The organism is Qipengyuania gaetbuli (assembly GCF_020171365.1).
Taxonomy (GTDB): domain Bacteria; phylum Pseudomonadota; class Alphaproteobacteria; order Sphingomonadales; family Sphingomonadaceae; genus Qipengyuania; species Qipengyuania gaetbuli_B.
Genome location: NZ_JAIUZO010000002.1, coordinates 1792404 through 1813532, shown reverse-complemented (window position 1 = coordinate 1813532; position 21129 = coordinate 1792404). Strand labels below are relative to the sequence as shown.

Below are 21129 nucleotides of genomic sequence, written 5' to 3'. Positions count from 1 at the left end.
CGCGCTTATTGCAACTGGTTATCAATAGCGTCGGTTAGCGCGCCGGATAGCGCAAACGACCGAGGAAGCGCGACAGGCTGAAGGTCTCTCGTTCGGGGTTGAGCCACTTGGCCTTCACCTTCTCGAACTTCATCACCCCTTCGATGCGCCGGTCGAGGAAGGCGCGCGTCTCCGCCTTGCCCTCGCTCTCGTCCTCGACGAACACGGCCAGCGTCGCACCGTAGATCGAGGCGAGGATCGCGCGCTTGGTAAAGTGGTTGTAGTCGGTCGCCGTGTCGCCCGCGAGCCGCCACATCAGGTCGGCGGTCTGCCAGCCGCGCTTCGCCGAAGCAGGCGCGTTCTGAGGCATCGCCATGATGGCGAGCGCTCGGCGCAGCGCCTCTTCCTGTCCTGCCACCGCATCGAGGCGGAACTGGACGAGGCTTCGGATGCGCTCACGGATCTTCATCTTGCCGATAACGTCGTCGGGGAAGGCAGCGGCCATCCCTAGGTCGACTGCCTCGATCCAGGCGAAGACCATGTCGATCGCACCGCCCTTGAAGGCGAGGCGCGCGACATCGATGTCTGCGCCCAGCTGGTCTGCCGCCATTTCGAGCGCGGCATCGCTCCACCCGTCGAAGATCGCGGCATCGGCGATGGCCGGGGCCAGCGCGAGGCGCAATTCGTCGAGCGTCAGGTCGGCGATATCGGGAGCAGCGGTGTCAGCCATCAGTTCGGCCCGTAGGTTTCGGCCTGCTTGCCGCGCGCTTCTTCGGCGGCGGTAATGGCCCCCATGACCTTGCTGCCTTCGCCCATGAGCTTGGCATAGTCGCGCGCCGTGCGGCCCGAATTGTCGGTCCGGTCGAGATTGGCGCCGGCCTTGATGAGCACTTCGATCATGGCCACGTCGCGGCGGTGGATCGCGCTGATCAGCGGAGTTTCACCGGCAACATTGCGCACGTCCACGTCCGCCCCGCCCTGTGCCAGGCGTTCGACCCCTTCGACGAAGCCGAGCTGGGCGGCGATCTGCAAGGGGGTGACGCCGTTGCGGTCGGCGATGTTCGGATTGGCTCCGCGCTGGAGGAGGAAGCGCACCCACGTCAGGTCGCGGCGTTCGGCCACGGCGTGCAGACCCGTCTCGCCCGTGGTGATGTCGCGCGCATTGATGATGGTCGAGCCCGGCTCGTCCAGCAGCTGCGTCGCGGTGTCTCCGTCACGCTTGCGGACCGCCTCGAGGAATTTCGAGCCGTCCGAGCGTTGCTGCGCCGCCACCGGGGTGGCCACGAGGGCGACCATGCCGAATGCCAGGGCCAGGAAACGGGATACCGGATTTACGCGCACCTTGGACTTTCTCCTTGCGGAATTTACGTCTGAGAACAGTTGGCCTGCCCTTGAATACGGGCGCTTAGCAGACCATGAACCATGCTGTCATGCCCCACAAATTCACTGTTGCCCTGACCGCTCTCCTTCTCGCCTCCTGCAATGCCGCACCGGCAGAGGAACCGCCGCTTGCGGGCGCTGCCATCGGGGGCGATTTTACCCTCATCGGCGAAGACGGCAGCGAAGTTTCGTGGAGCGATTTTTCGGGCAAGTACCGCATCGTCTATTTCGGCTATGCCTTCTGCCCCGACATCTGCCCGACCGATGTCCAGCGCGCGATGGCAGGCCTCAAGCTGTTCGAGAAGGATTCGCCCGATCTCGGCGCGAAGATCCAGCCGCTCTTCGTCACGGTCGACCCTGCTCGCGATACGCCCGAAGTGGTCGCGGAATTCACCGATGCCTTTCATCCGCGCCTGATCGGCCTCACCGGCAGCGAAGCGGACATCAAGGCCACGGCGGACAAGTTCGCAGTCTATTTCACTCGCGGCGCCGACAGCGAGGCGGGCGGATATCTGATGGACCATTCGAACATCACCTATCTCTTTGCGCCGGACGGCTCGCCGCTGGCCATGCTGCCGACCGACCAGGGGCCGGAAGCGGTGAAGGCGGAACTGGACAAATGGGTGCGCTGAGGGACCGCTTCTGGGAGCTGCCTTTGGCCAAGCTCAACCAGGAGGAATGGGAAGCGCTGTGCGACGGCTGCGGCCGCTGCTGCCTCCACAAGGTCGAATACGAGGACACGGGCGAGATCGAGGAGACGAACGTCGCCTGCACCCTGCTCGATTGCCGCACCGCGCGCTGCAAGGACTACAAGAACCGCAAGGCCTTTGTGCCCGACTGCCTGCGCCTGACGCTGAAGCTGGTCGACAAGGTGCCATGGCTGCCCGACACCTGTGCCTATCGCCGCCGTGCCGACGACCGGCCGCTGCCGGGCTGGCATTACCTGCTCACCGGCGACCGCGAGGCGGTGATCCGCGCAGGCGTATCCGTCGCAGGGCGCGTGATCAGCGAGGACGAGGCAGGCCCGCTCGAACACCACATCGTCGAATGGGGTGACGGCGAGGACGGCTGGGAAGAGGCGGCAGCATGATCGAGTGGCTGCGGGGCGAAGCGCTGGAGCCGGAAATCACCATCGCCGGCCGTTCGCTCCCGATCGAGATAAAGCGCCATCCGCGCGCGCGTCGGCTGACCTTGCGGCTTGCCCCCGATGGCAGCGCCGTGCGCATTACCCTGCCGCGCTGGTGCGCCAGCAAGGAAGCCATCGCCTTTGCCCATGCGCGCGCCGCATGGCTCGAAGCCCAGCTGGCCAAGGTGCCCGAAGCGCATGACCCGGTCGCCAGCGGCACCCTGCCCTATCGCGGCACGGAAATCGCCATCGACTGGCGCGCCGATGCTCCGCGCAGGCCGGTGCTGGCCAATGGCAGGCTCACGCTCGGCGGACCGGAGGATACGCTGGCGAGGCGCCTGCAGCGCTGGCTCGAAGCCGAAGCGGAGCGGCACTTTGCCGACGATGCCGCGCAATACTGCGCCCGTGCCGGGCTTGCCGTCGCGCCCGTCCGCCTGACCCGCGCCAAGCGGCGCTGGGGCAGCTGTTCGAGCGAGGGCGTGCTGCGCCTCAACTGGCGGCTGGTGATGGCCCCCGACAACGTGCGCCGCTCGGTGGTCGCGCACGAAGTCGCCCATCTCGTCCATTTCGACCACAGCCCGGCTTTCCACGCGCTGCTCGACAGCCTGTTCGAAGGCGAGGTGGAGGAAGCGAACGCCTGGCTTTCGCGCCACGGCCGCAAGCTCTACGCCAGCTTCAGCTAGCGGAAAGCCGCTGCGTCTACTATCTCGGCCCCATGCGTTACTTCAGACGAGTGAACCCGGTCGGGGGTGTGGCCGACTTCTGGTCCTATATCCGCCAGCCCCAGCCCTATCGCTGGGCGTTCCTGGCGTTGTCGGTCGCTTTCTGCGTCGGCCTGATTTCGATCCTGACGCACGAGCGCGTTTTCATGCCGCCGGAGGAATTCGAGGTCGAATACATCCGCACCTTTGCCGAAGGCCGGACCGACGAGGAAATCCGCCAGTCCAACGTCGAGAACCAGCACCGCAAGGAAGAGCGGCAGGCGGAACTCGACCGGATCGAACAGGAAAAGCGTGATCTCTATCGCCGTGTGGGCGCCGCCACCGGCGTCGATACGACCGCCGCGGAAGCCAAGGCCGAGGCCGAACGCGCCGCCGCCGAAAAGGCCGAGCGCGAGCGGCTCGAACGGCTCTTCGGTGAACGCCAGCAGGCCACGGACAAGCCGGTTGCAGACACCGCCGACTGACGCGCACTGGCTCGACGCCGCAGCGCGCCTCGCCGCGCGCGGCCGGCCCCTGTCGCGCCCCAATCCGGCGGTCGGATGCGTGATCGTGAAAGACGGCGTGGTCGTCGGGCGCGGCTGGACCGCAGAGGGCGGCCGCCCCCATGCCGAGGCTGCGGCACTGGCGCAGGCCGGTGACCGGGCGCGCGGCGCCACTGCCTATGTCACGCTGGAACCCTGCGCCCACAAGTCCGAGCGCGGGCCCGCCTGTGCTGACCTGCTGGCAGGTTCGGGCCTCGCCCGCGTGGTGATCGGCGCCAGCGATCCGGACCCGCGCACCGCAGGTAGCGGCATCGCGCGACTGAAGGCGGCGGGCATCGAAGCCGTGCTGCTGCCATCGCGCGCGGTGCAGGACAGCCTCGCAGGCTATCTCATGCGAGCTGCCGAAGGGCGGCCTTTTGTGACGCTCAAGCTCGCGCTCTCGCTCGATGGCTGCATCGCTACGGCGGATGGCGAGAGCCAGTGGATCACCGGCGAGGAAGCGCGCGCCCATGTCCATTCGCGCCGCGCCATGCAGGATGCGATCCTCGTCGGCGGCGGCACCTGGCGCGCGGACCGCCCGCGCCTCGACGTGCGCCTGCCGGGTCTCGAAGGTCGCACGCTCCGCCGCGTCGTGCTGACGCGCGGCGTGCCGCTGGAAGGCGCGACGATCATCAACCGTCCTGCCCAGATCGCAGGCCTCGAGGGCGTGCAATATCTCTATGTCGAAGGCGGCGCGCAGACGGCGGCCAGCTTTCTTGCCGAAGACCTCGTCGACCGGCTCGAAATCTATCGCGCCCCGATCGTCATCGGCGGCGGGCGTCCCGGTATCGGGGACATTGCCCTCGGTTCGCTGGCGGATGCGCACGGGCGCTGGGCGGAAACCGAACACCGCCGCCTTGGCAGCGACCAATTCACCGCCTATCGCCGCACGCGCTAAGCAAGGGGCCCGTCACGCATGTTCACCGGTATCGTCACCGCCATCGGCACCATCGAAAGCGTCGAGACGCGGCGCGACACGCGCGTGACCGTGGCCTGTCCCTTCGACCCGGCTACAATCGATATCGGCGCATCTATCGCCTGTTCGGGCGTCTGCCTGACCGTGGTGGAACTGGCCGGTGAAGCAGGCGCGGCGCGCATCGGCTTCGACGTGTCGGGCGAAACGATCCGCCGCACCGTCCCGGGCATGTGGGCCGAAGGGCGCAAGCTCAATCTCGAACCTGCGCTGCGCCTCGGCGACGAGCTTGGCGGGCATCTCGTGACCGGCCACGTCGACACGGTCGGGCAGGTGGTCGCAGTGCGCGATGCGGGCGGTTCGACCATGCTCGCCATCCGCATCGGACGCGAATTCGCGCCCTTCGTGGCGGAAAAAGGATCGATCACCGTGGACGGCGTATCGCTGACCGTGAACGACGTGCGCGACCGGACCGACGGGACGTGCGATTTCGCGCTCAACATCATCCCGCACACGGGCGAAGTCACCACGCTGGGCGATTTGCGCGAAGGCGACACCGTCAATCTCGAGATCGACGTCCTCGCCCGCTACCTCAAGCGGATGCAGAGCCTGCAGGGCTGACCCTGCGCGCAGCCGTCAGTCGGCAGCGCTTTCGGCCTCTTCCGCCACCACGTAGAGATAGTCGACATAGGCCATTGTGGCCCCGTCGATCCCGTTCACCTTCGGGTCGCTGCTGTCGATCAGAAACCATTCGTTCGGCGCATGGGCCCCGCCCCCGCGGCTGAGGCCGAACTGCGATGCCGGCAGGTTCAGCGGCGCGCCGTTAAAGATGACCCCCGGCCAGCTGCCCGCGCTGCGCGGCGTGATCGAATAGGGAATCCCCGACTGTTCGAATAGCTTCTTCTGCGCGCGGATCAGCGTGCTGTCCTCATCGGTCTCGTTGGGGCCATAGCCGCCCGAAATCGTCACCTGCACATCGTCGAAGCCCCGCTTGGCGAGGTGGGCCTTGAGCTTGCTCACCGCCTCGTCCTTGGTCATCGCGGGCACCAGGCGGAATTCCAGCTTCGCCTCCGCGCGGCCCGGCAGCACGGTCTTGCCGCCCGGCCCCATGTAGCCGGCGACCAGCCCCTGGATATTGACCGTGGGCTGCGAAACCAGCCGCTCGAGGCTGGTGACATAGGGTTCGTCGTCGATCCACCGGCCCACGCCCAAGAGCGCCTTCACTTCCGATTCGGGATTGAGCTTGGCACCTTGTGCGATCAATTCCTTCTGCCGTTCGGTCAGCGGGCGGACATTTTCGAACCAGCCGTCGATGGCGGGCGTGTGCCCGTCATCCGCGACCAGCGTGTCGAGCGCCTTCACCAGCCGCCAGACGGGGCTTTCGATCCGCGCATGGTTGGAGGAATGGATATCGGTCTTGGGATATTTGTCCGAGGTCTCGCCGCCCACGACCAGCTGGAACTCGATCGCGCCCTTCGCGCCCAGCGTGATGTTGGCACTGCCATCCTTGCTCTGCGCGGCAGAGGGGATGAAGACGCCGATGGTCTTGGACAGGGCTTCGCGCACCTGCGGCACGGCAACGACCTGGTGGAAATTGGTCGAGGCGACCTCTTCCTCGCCCTCGGCGACGAGCACGAGATTGACGGGCAGCTTGCGCCCGCTCGCCTGGATCGCCTTGATCGCGGCGAGGAAGGCAGTCTGGGGCCCCTTCTGGTTGACCGCGCCGCGGCCCATGATGACCTGCCCTTCGCCCGGACGGTCGACCAGCCTGCCTTCGAGCGGGGGCGAGCTCCATTCGGCAGGGTCGTACTGCTTCACGTCGTACATGAAATAGATGCCGAGCGTGGTGTCAGCCCCGGCATCGAGCGTGGCGAACACGCCCGGCACGCCGTCGGTGGGAATGATCTCCGCGTGCTGGAACCCGGCATCGAGCGCGAGCTTGCGCATGTATTCCGCGCCTTCGGCGGTGTTGCGCTTTTCCGCCGCGATGGTCGGCAGGGCGATCCAGTCGCGCAGCGCCTGTACGGTCGCCCCGCGCTGTTCGACCACGGTGCCGAGGATCTCGTCGCGGTCGGGCGTTTCGGCATTCGCCGGAATGGCCGCAAAGGCCAGCAGCGCCGCCGCGCCGAATGAAGTCGTCAACCGGACCATCGTCATCTCCCCTGTGATTGGCGGAGAGACTAACACCCGAGCCGGGCTGTGCAATGGGGTGGCGGCACAAAGAAAAAGCGGGGCAGGCCGCAGTGGCCCGCCCCGCTCGAAAGTCGAAGCTGTGCGCTTGGGCCTTAGAGGCCGTCGACGCTCTTGCTGACCAGGATGTTCACGGCGACGCGGCGGTTCTGCGCCTTGCCTTCCTCGGTTGAATTGTCCGCTGCCGGGTCGGCTTCCGCCATGCCCGTGGGCGTCAGCATGCGATACGGCTTCCAGCCGCACTGCTGCTGCAGGAAGTTCACGACGCGGCTGGCGCGCTTTTCGCTGAGTTCCTGGTTGAACTCGTAATCGCCGGTCGAATCGGTGTAGCCGACCACGAGCAGCAGCGCGTTGTCCGTTGCATTCGCCTGGTTGGCGGCATCGCACAGGTCGCGGCGCGCATCGTCCGACAGGTTGTACTTGCCGGTGTCGAAATAGACGTTGGTCGTGCCCTTCACGTTGTACTGGTCGATGTCGGCGACACGGCTGCGCAGCGCGTCGGTGGCCGCTTCATTGGCGGTGAAACGCTGGTCGGTGCCGTTCTGGATCATCTGCGCGGTCTTGAGGTCCTTGTTCTTGACCGCGACCTTGGCAGCGATCAGCCCGCGGTCGCCCCACTGGACAGTTTCCACGGTGACCGGCAGGCCGTTGAGCAGGGCTTCGGCGCCCAGCTTGTCGCGGTTGAGGCCAAGGAAGCCGCCGCTGCTACGCACTTCGGTAGCCGCGCTGATCGTCACCACGGTGCGGTTGCCGTCGGCGGTGGTCACCTGGATCTTGTCGTCCTTGCGGGCTGAGATGATGCCTTCGACTTCCGGGCCTTTCGGCATGTCCGAGAGGTCGGCCGGGGCTGCGCCGTAAACGGTCGTCAGCACTTCGCCTTCCTGCTGGTCGTAATTCTGTGCCGAAACGCCGGCGACCGGCACGGCAAGCATGCTGACCGCGGCAATGGCGACAGCGCTCTTGGAAATGAACTTCATAGTCTTGCTCCTTCGATTGACCGTCCGGCGACGCAGGTCCGGTACCGCTGGCACCGCTGCTCCCCTGATATTCCCGCCGGCCGTCAGAGCCCCTTCGTGTCTAATTGGTAGGTTCTTATCGCTATGGTTGGGACGGACAGACGATCCGCCGCCCGCGAAGCCCGTGCGCAAGCCTACCTTGCGAGCCTATTAACAGCCTCGCATACCCCGTTACCACAGGGGGCGGTTCGGGCACAGTCTGCGATGAACCGAGCCGTGGATGGATTTCTTGCGGGCTGCACGCGGCTTTCCTACCGGACGCGAATCTGCACGATGCCGGGTTATGTCGCCGCCCGCATTCCGCCCCGAAACTGGCCAAGACCTGCATCTCGCACGAGTCGCAGGATTTTCCCGCCAGGACCGTGTTCCAAGTGTTCCAGCCTGTAGGAGCCTGCCTGCGGCAAGTCCTGCCGCACTCCTACATCAGGCCAGCGGGCCCGACGCGAAGCTTTCGCGGGTGATCTCGTAGACCAGATGGACCACGCGCTTGCCCTGGTACCGGTCGACCTCGTAGCGGCGCGTGCGCTCCGCCCCGATTGCCTCGAGCGCATTGCGCGAACGGTAGTTGGTATCACCCACGCGGAACTCGACCACCGCCACGTGCGCCAGCGCATGGGCGAGCATGACCCGCTTCATCTCGGTGTTGATGCCCTTCCCCCAGCAGGCGCGTTCGAGATAGGTCCAGCCGATCTCGACCACGCCGCCTTCTTCGCTATCGTAGCCGTCGTAGCGGGACGCGCCGACCACACGGCCGGTATCCTTGCGGATGATCGCAAGGCCGCCGCCGCTGGCAAGGCATTCATCGAAGAAGCGATCGAAGACCTCGCGCCGCCAGCGGTCGTGGATGGGATGCTGTTCCCACACCATCGGATCCGACGCGACCGCGAAGAGCGCCTCGCGGTCGTCTTCCGCCATCGGCCGGATCAGCAGCCGCTCGGTCTCGAGGGTCGGCTGCCGGTCCATGTGCCTTCAGCCCTTGGTGACGTCGGCCAGCGCGGCGATGAACTTGTCGGTGTTGCCCGCGTGGAGACCGGCCACGTTGATCCGGCCCGATCCTGCCATGTAGATGGCATGGTCCTCGCGCAGGCTCGTGATCTGCTCCTTCGACAGCGGCAGCATGGCGAACAGGCCGTTCTGCTGGGCCAGCGCGGCAAGGCCGAGGCCCGGTACTTCGTTGTCGGCGGCTGCCAGCCGGTCGCGGACGCGGCGCATGCGAGCGCGCATCTCGTCGAGCTCGTCCAGCCAGACCTGCGTCATGCCCGCGTCGCACAGCGCGACGCGCACCGCCGCACCGCCGTGATCGGGCGGCATCGACCAGTTCGCACGGGCCAGCGCATTGGCATTCGAGACGATGGCTGCCAGCTGCGCGGGTTCCTTCGCCATCATGTAGAAGGCACCCACACGGTCCCGGTAGAGGCCGAAGTTCTTGTCGCAGCTGTAGGCGACCAGCGCTTCGGCCACGGTATCCAGCACGATGCGCACACCGGTGACGTCTTCTTCCATCCCGTGGCCGAGGCCCTGGTAGGCGATGTCGAGGATCGGCAGCACGCCGGTTTCGGCGAAGGCCTTTGCAATCTCGCCCCACTCCGCATCGGTGTAGTCGATGCCGGTCGGGTTGTGACAGCAGCCGTGCAGCAGGACCGCGTCCTTGGGCCCGGCATTGCGGATCGCGCCGAGCACGGCATCGAGATCGGCCGTGCCGTCGGGCGTCGCATGGCGGAAAGGCACGGTTTCGACGCCCACATCGTCGAGGATCTGGGCATGGTTCGGCCAGCTGGGCATGCCGAGATGGATGCGCGTGACGCCCGCCTTGGCAGCGAGCGCCACGGCAAGCCGGACCGCGCCCGTGCCGCCCGGCGTCTGCATGCCGCCGATCCGGTCGGCGAGCTGGCAGTCCTGGCCGAAGATGTAGGGGCGCAGCGCCTCCACGAAGCCGGTATCGCCTTCGGGGCCGAGGTAGGACTTGCTGTCCTGCTCGTCGATCAGGCGCTGTTCGGCCTGCTTGATCGCCCGGAAAACCGGGGTCGCGCCTTCATTGGTGCGATAGACCCCCACGCCGAGGTCGATCTTGTCCGCGCGCTCGTCGGCGGCGTACATCTTGATCAGGGCAAGGAGGGCGTCTGGCGGCTGGGCGTCAAGTGTATCGAGCATGGGCGCCCCTTTCGCCCAACAAACGAAGGGCCGCAACCGGAATTCGGTTGCGGCCCGTATAGGAGCCCTTGTTGTGAGTGCGACCTCTGCTCGGGGCAGCCCTTTGGAGGCTCAGAACGGCAGCCAGCGCTGCTTCTTGGAAAAACGCATGTAGCCCGCGTTGACGCCGAGCCGGAGCCCTGCACCCATGCGGATCGGAATGAGGACGACGTCGCCCTTGCGCACGTAGCTCGCGGTGAGGCCGCCGATGAGGTAGGCCTGCCCTTCCGCGGCGGGGAAGCGCTCGTAAAGCTCTTCAGTGTCGTAGAGGTTGTAGACGAGCACGAAGGTGCTGCCGGCGTTTGCGCCAGCATCGAAGCCGATCGAGGGGCCGGTCCAGTATACCGGCATTTCGCCTTCCACCTTGTGGAACAGCGTGCCCGAACCGTAGCGCGCGCCGACGACGAATGCGCCGCCTGCCTCGCGGCCGACGATGTAGCCGTTGGGCTCGCCCTGGTCGGCGAGCAGTTTCTTGATCATCTGCGCCAGGCCTTCGGCGCCCTTGCCGAACACGCCCTCTGCCGCGCCGATGAGGTCATCCTCGCGGTAGGTGGTGGACGGATCGTCGACATTGGCGCTCGCGACGCGCGCGGACGCTGCTTCTTCGGCGGACTGTTCCGACCAGACAGGCGGGGCGCCGGATTCGGCCGGAGCAGCCTCGTCCTCGAATTCGGGCAGCTCGATGGCCGGCTGCGTTTCGGAGTCCGCATAGGGCGAAGGCTCGCCCGGCGCCTCTTCCAGGTCGCCGTCGATGACCGCTTCATAGGCGGCATCGGGGTCGACCGTTTCGACCTGTGCCGCAAGGGGCGTCGCAAGCAGGCCGAGCCCTGCGGCCAGGCTGACTAGGATGCTGCGTGCCGTATTCATCTCGATATTCCCTTCCCGTGACCCTGCCCGCAGGCGCGCCAACGAAGGTCACGTGCGACAGGAGAATCGCTTTCAAGCAGGCGGGCAATGACAGGGCGATGAACCGAATCGGATTCGCGCCGAACCGAGTCCGGGAAGCGGTGAATCGTGGAGGGAGGAATTGCACTTGATGGCCGGTGCCCCCCTAGCTATAGCGCGCCCCTCGCAGCCGAGGCTTGCGATGCGGAGACGTGGGTGAGTGGCTGAAACCAGCTCCCTGCTAAGGAGCCATACCTGGTAACGGGTATCGAGGGTTCGAATCCCTCCGTCTCCGCCACCTCGCTTTTCCCAATCAATCCCTTATAGTCCCCAAACCCGCAGAAATGCGGCGTTTTTTCGCTTTTCGTCGTCCGCTTAGTTCTCTATATGTTCCTATTCATCCGGCGCAGCGTGTGGGTCTAGATGTGGGTCTGAAAGGAACAAGCAATGGGCAAGCTGACGGCGATGAGGGTCAAGAATCTGGTTGAACCTGGCCGCTATTCAGATGGCGAGGGTTTGATCCTCAAACTCGCTGCAAAGGGTAAAGGCAGCTGGATTGTCCGGGTTCAGGCCAATGGGAAGCGCCGAGACATCGGTTTAGGTCCTCTTTCCGAGCTGCCGCTAGCCGATGCTCGCGAGGCCGCGCGGGCCCTCCGCAAGGAGGTAAAGGCGGGCGTCGACGTCTTGGCAGAGCGCAAAAAGGAAGCCTTGGTCATCCCCACTTTCAGCGACGCCGCCAAGCTCGTTCATGACGAGCACAAGGCCGCGTGGAAGAACGGCAAGCATCAGGCCCAATGGATCAAGACTCTCGAAACCTATGCCTTTCCGACTCTCGGCGACAAACTCGTTTCAGAAATTGAAGGGCCGGCAATCCGCGATGCGCTTTCGCCAATCTGGCTGACCAAGCCCGAGACTGCGAGGCGAGTACGGCAACGAATCGGGTCGGTGCTCGATTGGGCCTGCGCAAAGGGCTTTCGTGAGACCGAGGCTCCGATGCGCTCGGTACTCCGTGGCTTGCCGCGCCAGCCCAAGAAGCAAAGCCACTTCGCAGCAATGCCTTATCCTGACCTACCCGCTTTCATTACATGGCTGCGCGGGCGCTCCTCGGTTGGCCGTCTTGCCCTGGAGTTCGTGATCCTGAACGCCTCTCGCTCCGGCGAAGTGCGCGGTGCGTGCTGGAACGAGATCGACCTCAGGAAGAAGCTCTGGAACATCCCTGCCGAACGCATGAAGGCAGGAACCATCCACGTCGTCCCGCTGTCGGAAGCGGCCATGGACGTCCTCAAGCGAGCGAAAGCCTTTCGCTCCCCTGTGAGCACTCTAGTCTTTCCGGGCCAGAATCCTCGTCGACACTTGTCAGATATGACCTTGCTCAAAATCCTGCGCGACAAGGGCGACGATTACACGGTTCACGGTTTTCGCTCGTCCTTTCGCGACTGGGTCGCCGAAAAGACGAACTATCCGGGTGAAGTCGCAGAGGCAGCGCTTGCCCACACGATCGCCAACAAGGTCGAAGCGGCCTATCGGCGCACGGATTATCTCGATAAACGCAGGCCGCTGATGGCCGATTGGGCAGATTTTTGCCTGAGCGGTTAGATGCCGAAGTCAAAGGGCTTCGCTCTTTCCTTCGCCAACTCAGGTGCCTTCTCGCGCTCGGCCTGTGGTGCATGTTTAATTGCTTGGACGTGGGCCGCGCGGACGCCTTTTGCCGCCGCCTGCCCAAGCCGCTCGGTTACTTCCGCTGCAGAAGATTTCTCACCCAGATTGGCGGAAATACCTCGCCCGACCTTTTCCCGGCTGTCGACGATCAGTTTAAGCTCGTCTCGCACCCGCGTAATCGTGACGAGGAAGTTGCGCTGCGAAAGCAGTCGCCGCTCGCGGCTGTCGAGTACGGCGATGCCTTTATCTGCTGTTAGACCCTGCGCCATGTGGGCGTTGAGCGCGTAGGCGAGGTCGATCCGCTTCAACATCGGGTCGTTCTTCTTCAGTCTATGCTCCATGCCGCTGGAGGTCGTGACCGTCACCACGCCTCTATCGATTGCGGTTACCGTTGCGCGATCCGCGTTTGTCATGCCGCGCTGATGGTCGCTCGCCGTCCACCGGATTGCGTCCCCTGTATAAAGGTCGAGTTCTTTCTTCTCGAACAGCTGCAGCAATTGGTCGCTGCCCCTGGCGGATAGCTTTGACGGGATGAACCTCTGCAAACGGCCCCGCTCGTCGCGAAGCGTGACCACGCCCTTGCCAATGTCGACAGCCATCACCTCGTGGCTGCCACGCCCTAAACCGTGCCGCGATTGTCGGCTCGCCGCTTCGAGCACCATGCCGGTTTGATAATTGCGTGCGTAGCGTAACTCCTCGCGGGTTGCATTCACGCGCGAAAGAACGGACAGTCTCGTTCTTGCTGGTCCGATCTCGCCATTAGCGGCGAGTCCGGTTTGTACGGCCTCGTTGATCTCCGAGCGCAAACGACGGCCCGTCGCAAAGATCGATGTACGCTCGCGCTCTGCTGACGGCAGCGACAGCCACCGTTCTGCCGCATCTATCGCGCTGTCCTCCTGCACCTCGACAATGTGATTCTTGAGATGCTCGAGGGCTTCATTGGTCTTGCCCTGCTGTGCTGCATGTTGTGCCTTCTTAAGGGTGTCAGAACGGGCGCGAAGATTGTGGTCCATGCGCGCCGTGTCTGTCCCGACACGCTGCGCCAATGCAAAGGGCTTGCCCGCTTCGACGGCACCCAATTGCTTCTCGTCGCCCATCAGCACAAGGCGATCGACCTGCAGCAGATTGGCGATGCGGATTAGGCGATCCTGGTCACGCGTGGAGACCATCGACGCCTCATCGAGAACAAGGACAGTGTCGAGATACTCTTCGCGCGCAGCGGCGATCTCTGCTTTGCCAGCGGAGCCATCCAGCAGCCTTCGATGCCCACCGAGAAAGCGATGCAATGTGATCGATGGAATGCCGGTGTCCTTCTCCAGCATACGGACCAAGGTGTTCTGGACACCCAAGCCAACGACCCTCTTGCCTTGTTCTTCCAGAAGCTGGTTGACCGGCCGTAGCACGCTCGATTTGCCCGCCCCTGCAACACCCTGAACGGCTACGACGCGATTGTTTGAAGACAGGATCAACCGGCCCGCCGCTTCCTGACCGAAGTTGAGTTTCATCCCGTAATTGATGGCTGCCGAAGCTTGCAGGAACTGTCCAGCGGTCTTCGCGTCGAGGATCGGATGAACTACGCCTTTTCCCTTCTCGATCTCCGCCAGCATGCGGGTCTCTAGCGCCAATGCATTGGATGTTGTCAGCCACCCTTTCTGCACGCCTCGCCCGCGCATCAGCGCGCCCTGCTGGGCGAGTTGGCCAATACGCTTCTCGACTAAATTCATCGTCGTCGGCAGGCCAAAATCGAGCGCGGCCTTGGCTAAATCGGTAGCGGTAAAGGCCGCCTCTCGCTCAGAAAGGTGCCGCACCGCCGATGCGACCGCATGGGCGGTTGCGATCTCTTCGCGGCTTTTCAGATGCAGTCGCCTGGGTATGAGCGGATCCCCCTCCTTGATGCCCATTCGCTCGGCGAGGCTGGCAATCATGGCCTTGCCCCTTTCGAGCAAGCTGAAGCGATCATTCGCCCGCTTTGCAGCCGCTACCGTGAGTTCATGCGTGCGCAGCCTGGCAGCGCGCACCATGCCATCGAGGTCGAGCCCCTGCTCCCAAGCCTGTCCTTCCCATTGGGCCATCAAGGCACCGCGATCGACATCGCTTTGCTTGGCCTCGCGGGTCGCCAGCGTCGCCACCAAACCCGCCTCGAGGCCACCGCCACGCCGCGCTTCGAGCACCTCCTGCCGCCGCGTGGAAAAGGCCATCACCGCATCCCGGTCGATGCCCTTGGCCTCGAAGTTTCCGTGCTTTCCGAGTTCACCGATCCGGTAGCCAAGTTTCTCGACCTCGATCCGGAAGCGCGCCATGGTCATTGCATTGAGCAACGTGTTGCGCTGCCACAGCTTGTCATTGCGTAGCGCCCTCCACTTCCCGTCCTTGTCCTGCGTCATGTTGGCGACGACCGCGTGGAAGTGCAGGTTCGGTTCCTGATTGCGGTTGGTGTCGTGCTGGTACAGAGCAACAGTCAGGTTGTCGCTGGTATGCAGCCGATCTTTCCCGCCCTTTTCGATACGGTACTGCGCGGCGTTGTTCTCCGCCCACTGGAGCGTTTCGACAACCGCTGACCGGTAGGCGTCGATGATCCGCTGATCCTTGCCGACGAGTGCCAGGAGCGACCAGCTCTTGGGCAGAGAAAAGGTCAGGTCCGTGCCTGCCCGGTGATACTGAGCTTCGTGCCCGATGCGCTCGCCAGTGGGCAACTCGCCGCGCAGGATGGCCTCGAACGCCTTGGCGTCGACCGTGCCGGAAAGACCTAGCCGTTCGGCTCCTTTCCCAACCCAGATACCCGATCGATCGGCGTCTGCCTTGGTATAGTAATTGTCCTTGGCGAAGTAGTTGGCAGCCCCGCCAGCCGAACGCACATTGGCCACCGACAACATCGCTCAGCGCCCCTCGGGCTTGAAGGCTTTGCGTTCGCGATACTCCCGGATGCGTCGTTGGTAGGCTATCACCACGCGGTCGCGCAGTTCCTTGTCCTTGTGGGTGCGAAGCCAGCCATCGAGCGCGATCTTGGTGAACAGCAGATCGGCCAGAACCTGATCGCGGAACGCCTCATCCTGAGGTTCGTCCAGCGCCTCGATCACGGTGAGTTTCAGCCACTGGCTGACGCTCATATGCGCTGCATCAGCAGCCGCTTTCACGAGGGCATGGAGGTCTTCGTCGACATAGCATTGGAGGGCAAACCGCACGGCGTCACCTGACGTTTGGCCGCCCCCGCCGGCCCGATGACCCCTCTGAATTGACATCAGTTTACGGCAGCGGCAACCCTGTAGGAAAACGCTATTTTCTGATTTAAAATTAGGCGCTTACCGACAGGCAACTCGTAAGCGAGTTGCGACTCCCAAACTGACATCAAATGACATTAGGTGGCGACAGACACCGAAATGCCGGCGAAGCCCGCAGAAATGCTCGTATCCCAAACACCGGAGTTCCGGGTACGGTGTGCAATCAAATTTCCCATTTTCCAGGCCCGTAACCAGTCGTTGGACCATTTTGTGCTCAGCGCGCTTGGCAGCCTTACCTAAAGGATTTCTGCGCCTCCGCGGCGCAGAAGCGAAAGGGTCAAAGGCCATACCCGTGCATGGAAAAAGGCCCCGCTGGATCGTGCCAGCGAGACCTTTGAGAGCGTCTGATCGCGGATTCGACAACCGGTCTTGGTAACGCCAGTTACCTTCGCCTTGGCGAGGAAATCGACTTGTTCTGCGATGATCTCGCAGTCGTTGCAAGTCTGCCCTTCAAAACCGGTCCAGCGGTTTTATTGGATGCGGCCCGTCACCATGACCATCGCGCATTCCTAGACGTGCTCGGCACCACATTTGCCAGTGCTGTTCAATAAAGTGATCTGGCATCATTCAGTCCCCGCGGGCGATAACCTTCACCATTTTTGAAACTGAGAGTCGAGGCTATGTTCTAGTAAGATAGCGGACCTTCCCAGGTGAATTCGCGCAGGTACTCCAACCGCTCAGGAAGGATCGGATCGTAGGCTTGGTCGAAAGAGAAATCGGCTTGGTCGTCACTCCAAACATTTTCATGCTTGCCACCCACGAAACGGATCAGCGAGACCGCACCCCAACGGGAACCGTAAGGGCCGTGGGGAATAGTTGGCGGTCTCCAGAAATAGGCGCCGGGATGCATCGTGCCGGGCGGCCCTGTTAGCGAGCCAGCAATCATGTAACATTCCTCCACAACCGGGTGGCTTTCCTGCGGCCCCTTGCCAGCGGGCGGTTCGGACTGCGGGAGAATCAATGAAAGGAAAGTGCGTTCGCCGGTCTCCGGATCGGTCCGCAGATCCTTTCGCGAGATTCCCAGATGGCGCAGATTGGGGTCATTGAGCGTCATGTCCCATGACATCTGCCGCGTCTTAAGGTGGGGAACGGCGCGCCGCTTGTCGCAGTCGCCCATGTCTCCGACGAGAACGGGTTCGCGATTGTAGAATGCAATTAAGACGCAGCCGTTCTTGCTTGCCATGCTGGTGCGGGTCCAGCCGGCAGGCAGGAAGGCATAGCTGTCCGGTTCATACAGTTCGCCATCCATTTCCAGTGATCCATCGAGAACGAAGAATTCCTCGTCTGCCAAGATATGCTCTGGCCCCATGCGCGACCAGCCAGGAGGATAGCGCATCAATGCACTGCAAGTCCCACCCTCAGGGTCACGGCTGAGCATCTTGTATTCGGCATCCGGCCGCGCAAGCCCCGCACCGATGCGTTGCCAGGGTAGCAATTGCGACTGCACAAACTCGATATGCTCACGACGATCCATAGCGATCACTAGAAAGCAAACTCGACCATCGATCCTTGACCAAGATCAATTCAAATCGACCATCTGAGTGTATCGCTGTGCTTCCGAAAATCACTTCCGCAGAGCACCCGATCAATGGATTTCAGCCTTTCCGATAATCAGACCCTTTGGCGAGATCGCGTGCGAAGTTTCATGGACGCGCATGTCTATCGTGCAGAAGAGGTATACCGATCCCAGCTGGGCGAATGCGGAGACGAGCGTTGGCAAGTGCCACCTATCATCGATGAACTGAAGGCGCGCGCCTATTCCGAGGGGCTCTGGAACCTCTTCCTGCCGCCTTCCGAGCATGATGAGGAGGCGTATCGCGGAGCAGGGCTCTCCAATCTGGACTACGCGTTGTGTGCAGAAGAAATGGGGCGGGTCGGCTTTGCTTCGGAAACGTTCAACTGTTCGGCACCTGATACCGGCAATATGGAGGTGCTTCACCGCTACGGAACGCCGGAGCAAAAGGCGCAATGGTTGCGACCGCTGCTTGATGGAGAAATTCGTTCTGCCTTCCTGATGACCGAACCCGATGTTGCGTCCTCCGATGCGACCAACATCGAGACATCGATCCGCCGCGAGGGTGATGAATACGTTATCAATGGGCGCAAATGGTGGTCGTCCGGAGTGGGCGATACGCGCTGCAAGCTAGCGATTGTCATGGGCAAGACCGACCCAGACGCGAACGCGCACCAGCAGCAATCACAGATCCTCGTGCCGCTCGACACGCCCGGCATCGAGATCGTGCGCATGCTGCCCGTCTTCGGATACGACGGAGCTCCCCATGGACATGGCGAAGTGGTGCTGCGCGATGTCCGGGTTCCTGCCAGCAATATCATCCTTGGTGAGGGTCGCGGCTTCGAGATCGCGCAAGGCAGGCTCGGTCCCGGCCGCATTCATCATTGCATGCGCGCAATCGGTGCCGCCGAGCGCGCTATCGAGAAGATGGCCGAGAGGCTTCAATCGCGGGTCGCCTTCGGCAAGCACCTGTCCGAACAGTCGGTATGGGAACAACGCCTGGGTGAAGCGCGGCTTGATATCGAGATGACCAGACTTCTCTGCCTCAAGGCCGCCGACATGATGGACAAGGCCGGTAACAAGGCGGCCAAGCTTGAGATCGCCCTGATCAAGGTCGCTGCGCCGAGGACGGCATTGCGCGTTCTCGATCACGCAATGCAAGCTCATGGGGCGGGCGGTCTCTCTGACGATTTCGGCTTGGCCGAAGTCTATGCCGGTATGCGCGCATTGCGGATTGCCGATGGTCCCGATGAAGTCCACTTGCGATCTATTGCTCGAATGGAATTCGGGAAATTCAGGGACCGCATGACCGACTGGCGAGATCGCAGAGGCTCATGAACGGACTATCCGACGATCCGCATGCACTCTTCGGATCGTGGTATGCAAAAGCGTCCCGGCATCCTGAAATTGCCGATGCGAGTGCGGCCAATCTCGCAACGGCAAGCAAGGATGGCATGCCATCGAACCGCATGGTCCTGCTCAAAGGGCACGACGCATCGGGCTTTGTGATTTACACCAATCTCGGCAGTCGCAAGGCGAGTGAACTGACAGCCAATCCCCATGCCGCCCTGTGTTTCTATTGGGCTCCACTGAGCCTTCAGGTCAGGATCGAGGGATCAGTCCAGCCAGTTAGCGATGAGGAAGCCGACATCTACTTCGCCTCAAGACCGCTCGCCAGCAGGATCGGGGCATGGGCGTCGAAGCAGTCAAGCCCGCTTGAGAGCCGCGGGAAACTTTTGGCTCGTATCGCTCGATACACATCTTCCTTCGCCCTGAAGGACCCCGGGCGTCCACCGTTCTGGTCAGGGTTCCGGATCGAACCGCGTCGCTTTGAATTCTGGTCCGAAGGGGAATACCGATTGCACAAGCGAGTGTTGTTCGAAAAGCAAGACAATGATCGTTGGGAGCGCTACCTGCTTTACCCGTGACTGACACAATGCCCGCGATAGTGATCGCCGCCGGTGGCGAAGGTCGCCGCATGGGCGGCAGCAAACCGGCTCAAAAGCTCGCCGGGAAATCTCTTCTTGACCATGCCTTGCATTGGGCAAGCAAACATTCTGATCTGATCGCTGTTGCTGTTCGCGATTCCGATCAGCTTGATCTCACCTCGATTCCGATACTGGTAGATGCAGCGGCGGGCCTTGGACCGATCAGCGCCTTGAAGAGTGCCTTCGGTTTCGCTGAAGAGCATAATCGTGACCAAGTCGTCCTGATCGGATGCGATTTGCCGTTCCTGCCATCCGATCTCGTGGAACGACTTGCGCGGGGAATTGGCTCGCAATCCTGCGCCATGTCAGTGAGCAAAGGGCGCGATCATCCGATGGCTGCTTTGTGGCGGATCGAGCGCGCCGCACTGGATGCCTTCATTGCGGCGGGAGGGCGTTCGATCTGGCGATTCGCGGAAAGCATCGGAGTGAAACACTTCGATTGGCCAACGGACCAAGGCATCGATCCCTTCACCAATATCAACGACCTTGAAATGCTCGCACGAGTTGAGAGCAGGCTCCGGCAGTCATGATATCCGGGAAGGAGCGCGTGCTTCCTGTCGGCCCTGCGATCGCTCAACCCGTTTTGCGCGGTCGCAACAGCAGGGGGCCGTAAACCACCGCAAACCCGCCAAAGGCCGCAATCCATGCCGCTCCCGAAACGCCGTGAAGCAGCAGCGCATGACCGGGCCAGACCCCCGCGGCGAGCCTGGCCGCTACTGCCAAAACAACCGCGACGTAAATAGCACTTGTCCTTCCCCCTGCAGTCAGCTCCCGCCCGGTATGACCAAGCGTTGCGCGGGTCATGACGGCTAGGGTCATGAGGCCGATCCCGCCTGCCATCCAGAGGTGTTGCGCCGTCCCCGCTCCTACGAAACCATAGCCAAAAGTTTCGGCTGCGCCAGCCAATGCGCCGAGCGGTATGAAGAAGTAGCCGGCGTGCAAGACAAAGACGAGCGGCTCCGCTCCTGTCCGATCCCCGGCCCAGCGCATAAGCCTAACAAGGTGGAGCACACCGGCAATCGCGAGAAACACGGCTGTGACTAGTGCATCCGGTTTGACCAGCCAACACAAGACGGCAGCCAGCAAGCCAGCCAGTGCGATCTTGTCGAAGACCTGCATCGGCGGGACGGGCAATCGTTCCTCCCCTTGTTTCACCAGCCAGTTGCGCGTGAAAGAGGGAACGATGCGGCCCCCGATAAGAGAGATCATCAACACCGCGGCGCCTAGTCCAAGACGCAGCCCGTAGCCCTGCGCAGCAAAGGTCCCTTTCGCAAATTCCCAGTGGAACAGTCCATTCGCAAGACAGAACACGACGAGCAATGCCACCACCGGCAGGTTGCGCCAGTTTTTCCCGACGACAATCTCCCGGCCTAGGAGCCCAGCTAATACGAGGAGCATGGCAAGATCGGCAGAGGCGACCGCGATCGGATCGAGATAATGCGAAACGGAAACTGCCAAGCGGCCCCCAATCCACAGCACCACAAGTCCGCCCAGCGCCCATCCGGTGACTGGTAATCGCCCGGTCCAATTGGGAACCGCCGTCAACAGGAACCCGGCAATAATCGCGCCCAAATAGCCAAACAGGAATTCATGGGCGTGCCAGCTCACCGGATCGAACACCGTGGGCAGCGCAAGTCGCCCGGAGAGCATAGCAATCCAGAGGATCATCGCCGCCGCGGCCCATATCGCTCCCAGCAGAAAGAATGGGCGGAAGCCAAAGCTCAGCACAGCTGGACCCTGCCATGCGCGATGCCGCTCCATAGTCCTTA

Annotated in this window: 21 protein-coding genes and 1 tRNA gene; 11 read left to right on the top strand and 11 right to left on the bottom strand. The window is 62.9% G+C overall.

The features are described 5' to 3' along the window. Positions 1–34 precede the first annotated feature (34 nt). Together LCL94_RS09550 and LCL94_RS09545 are read right to left on the bottom strand one after the other, a co-directional pair. Positions 35–709: a COQ9 family protein gene (locus tag LCL94_RS09550; protein ID WP_224832001.1), complete on the bottom strand. Its 675-nt coding sequence runs from the start codon at positions 707–709 to the stop codon at positions 35–37. Beyond that, complete coding sequence (locus LCL94_RS09545; RefSeq protein ID WP_224832000.1) at positions 709–1320, bottom strand: ankyrin repeat domain-containing protein; 612 nt, start codon at positions 1318–1320, stop codon at positions 709–711. The genes LCL94_RS09550 and LCL94_RS09545 overlap by 1 nt, the downstream gene beginning before the upstream one ends. An 89-nt stretch (positions 1321–1409) precedes the next feature. Between LCL94_RS09545 and LCL94_RS09540 the strand changes: the two genes are divergently transcribed. From LCL94_RS09540 to LCL94_RS09515, 6 genes are read left to right on the top strand one after another with little or no spacing between them, the layout of a single operon-like run. Next, a complete protein-coding gene (locus LCL94_RS09540) occupies positions 1410–1991 on the top strand; it encodes an SCO family protein (protein WP_224831999.1) in 582 nt (193 codons plus the stop codon). Continuing rightward, positions 1979–2449 (top strand): YcgN family cysteine cluster protein, encoded by a 471-nt coding sequence (locus LCL94_RS09535; protein WP_224831998.1) that lies wholly within the window; start codon positions 1979–1981, stop codon positions 2447–2449. Before LCL94_RS09540 ends, LCL94_RS09535 begins: the two co-directional genes overlap by 13 nt. After that, positions 2446–3168, top strand: coding sequence for a M48 family metallopeptidase (locus tag LCL94_RS09530; RefSeq protein WP_224831997.1), 723 nt, complete (start codon positions 2446–2448; stop codon positions 3166–3168). The genes LCL94_RS09535 and LCL94_RS09530 overlap by 4 nt, the downstream gene beginning before the upstream one ends. Positions 3169–3200: 32 nt before the next feature. Then, positions 3201–3671, top strand: a complete 471-nt coding sequence (locus LCL94_RS09525; RefSeq protein WP_224831996.1) for a hypothetical protein — start codon at positions 3201–3203, stop codon at positions 3669–3671. Continuing rightward, positions 3652–4626 carry a bifunctional diaminohydroxyphosphoribosylaminopyrimidine deaminase/5-amino-6-(5-phosphoribosylamino)uracil reductase RibD gene (ribD, locus tag LCL94_RS09520; protein WP_224831995.1) on the top strand — a complete coding sequence of 325 codons (975 nt, stop codon included), beginning with the start codon at positions 3652–3654 and terminating at the stop codon, positions 4624–4626. Before LCL94_RS09525 ends, ribD begins: the two co-directional genes overlap by 20 nt. A gap of 18 nt (positions 4627–4644) precedes the next feature. Continuing rightward, positions 4645–5262: a riboflavin synthase gene (locus LCL94_RS09515; protein ID WP_224831994.1), complete on the top strand. Its 618-nt coding sequence runs from the start codon at positions 4645–4647 to the stop codon at positions 5260–5262. 15 nt (positions 5263–5277) lie between these two features. On the opposite strand, the gene LCL94_RS09510 is transcribed toward LCL94_RS09515, so the two are convergent. From LCL94_RS09510 to LCL94_RS09490, 5 genes are all read right to left on the bottom strand, one after another. Then, positions 5278–6792 (bottom strand): M20/M25/M40 family metallo-hydrolase, encoded by a 1515-nt coding sequence (locus LCL94_RS09510; protein ID WP_224831993.1) that lies wholly within the window; start codon positions 6790–6792, stop codon positions 5278–5280. 134 nt (positions 6793–6926) lie between these two features. Continuing rightward, positions 6927–7808: an OmpA family protein gene (locus LCL94_RS09505; protein WP_224831992.1), complete on the bottom strand. Its 882-nt coding sequence runs from the start codon at positions 7806–7808 to the stop codon at positions 6927–6929. A 462-nt stretch (positions 7809–8270) separates the two neighbouring features. Beyond that, complete coding sequence (locus LCL94_RS09500) at positions 8271–8810, bottom strand: GNAT family N-acetyltransferase (RefSeq protein ID WP_224831991.1); 540 nt, start codon at positions 8808–8810, stop codon at positions 8271–8273. Positions 8811–8816: 6 nt separating this feature from the next. Then, on the bottom strand, positions 8817–9998 hold the full coding sequence (locus LCL94_RS09495) for an aromatic amino acid transaminase (RefSeq protein ID WP_224831990.1): 1182 nt from the start codon (positions 9996–9998) through the stop codon (positions 8817–8819). A gap of 111 nt (positions 9999–10109) precedes the next feature. After that, positions 10110–10904 (bottom strand): DUF1134 domain-containing protein, encoded by a 795-nt coding sequence (locus tag LCL94_RS09490; RefSeq protein WP_224831989.1) that lies wholly within the window; start codon positions 10902–10904, stop codon positions 10110–10112. A gap of 224 nt (positions 10905–11128) precedes the next feature. Here LCL94_RS09490 and LCL94_RS09485 point away from each other — a divergent pair. Together LCL94_RS09485 and LCL94_RS09480 are read left to right on the top strand one after the other, a co-directional pair. Then, positions 11129–11220: transfer RNA gene (locus LCL94_RS09485), tRNA-Ser, on the top strand. 149 nt (positions 11221–11369) lie between these two features. Continuing rightward, the gene (locus LCL94_RS09480) at positions 11370–12518 is read left to right on the top strand and encodes a tyrosine-type recombinase/integrase (protein ID WP_224831988.1); all 1149 of its coding nucleotides are present in this window, start codon (positions 11370–11372) and stop codon (positions 12516–12518) included. Here the strand turns inward: LCL94_RS09480 and mobF are convergent. The 3 genes from mobF to LCL94_RS09465 all read right to left on the bottom strand — a co-directional run bounded on the left by mobF (position 12515) and on the right by LCL94_RS09465 (position 17333). Next, complete coding sequence (gene mobF, locus LCL94_RS09475) at positions 12515–15454, bottom strand: MobF family relaxase (protein ID WP_224831987.1); 2940 nt, start codon at positions 15452–15454, stop codon at positions 12515–12517. The two genes, LCL94_RS09480 and mobF, sit on opposite strands and share 4 nt — an antisense overlap. A gap of 3 nt (positions 15455–15457) precedes the next feature. Then, positions 15458–15688 (bottom strand): hypothetical protein, encoded by a 231-nt coding sequence (locus tag LCL94_RS09470; RefSeq protein WP_224831986.1) that lies wholly within the window; start codon positions 15686–15688, stop codon positions 15458–15460. A 796-nt stretch (positions 15689–16484) separates the two neighbouring features. Next, on the bottom strand, positions 16485–17333 hold the full coding sequence (locus tag LCL94_RS09465; RefSeq protein ID WP_224831985.1) for a cupin domain-containing protein: 849 nt from the start codon (positions 17331–17333) through the stop codon (positions 16485–16487). 114 nt (positions 17334–17447) lie between these two features. Between LCL94_RS09465 and LCL94_RS09460 the strand changes: the two genes are divergently transcribed. Genes LCL94_RS09460 through LCL94_RS09450 form a run of 3 tightly spaced genes read left to right on the top strand, consistent with a single transcriptional unit; the run spans position 17448 to position 19890 of the window. Continuing rightward, entirely contained in the window at positions 17448–18710 is a 1263-nt protein-coding gene (locus LCL94_RS09460; protein WP_224831984.1) for an acyl-CoA dehydrogenase family protein, read from the top strand. Continuing rightward, positions 18707–19300 (top strand): pyridoxamine 5'-phosphate oxidase, encoded by a 594-nt coding sequence (pdxH, locus tag LCL94_RS09455; RefSeq protein WP_224831983.1) that lies wholly within the window; start codon positions 18707–18709, stop codon positions 19298–19300. Before LCL94_RS09460 ends, pdxH begins: the two co-directional genes overlap by 4 nt. Continuing rightward, a complete protein-coding gene (locus LCL94_RS09450) occupies positions 19297–19890 on the top strand; it encodes a molybdenum cofactor guanylyltransferase (RefSeq protein ID WP_224831982.1) in 594 nt (197 codons plus the stop codon). The genes pdxH and LCL94_RS09450 overlap by 4 nt, the downstream gene beginning before the upstream one ends. Before the next feature lie 43 nt (positions 19891–19933). Here the strand turns inward: LCL94_RS09450 and LCL94_RS09445 are convergent, their stop codons facing one another. After that, positions 19934–21121: an NnrS family protein gene (locus tag LCL94_RS09445; protein ID WP_224831981.1), complete on the bottom strand. Its 1188-nt coding sequence runs from the start codon at positions 21119–21121 to the stop codon at positions 19934–19936. Between the last annotated feature and the right edge of the window lie 8 nt (positions 21122–21129).